This is a genomic window from Streptococcus danieliae (genome assembly GCF_009767945.1).
Lineage (GTDB): Bacteria > Bacillota > Bacilli > Lactobacillales > Streptococcaceae > Streptococcus > Streptococcus danieliae.
The window spans coordinates 1-378 of the sequence record NZ_WSRS01000229.1 but is presented as its reverse complement, the minus strand read 5'-3'; the positions used below and the strand labels follow the sequence as shown (position 1 = coordinate 378).

General features: G+C 42.3%; 1 pseudogene. It reads right to left on the bottom strand.

Annotated features, from left to right (window positions below):
* Positions 1-378: pseudogene (locus E5983_RS09580) on the bottom strand (SspB-related isopeptide-forming adhesin); the annotation flags it as partial.

Sequence of the window (378 nt, the reverse complement as noted above, 5' to 3'; positions counted from 1 at the left end):
ACCACATCAGATGTTCGTTGTCCAAAACTATCCAAAGTCTCTGAGACACCATAACCATCAAATTGAATGTTATTTGCTTCAGACTTACCACGATCAGCCAATGCTTTCTCATAAGCAGCTAGCTGACGATCATATTCTGCTTTCTTCTGAGCATTGGTTGCCCCAGCGGCTTCTTGAGCTAGTTTATTGCGTTCAGCAATTGCCTTGTTTTCATCCTTGATTTTTTGAGCATTAGCGAGTTGAGCTTCATAGTCTGCTTTCAACTTATCATTCTGAGCCTGAGCTTCTGCTTGTTTCTGAGCATTTTCAGCATCTACAGCCTTTTGGCCAGCTTCATTTTCTTGAGCTACCCGTTCAGTCTCAGCTTTATTTTCCGCA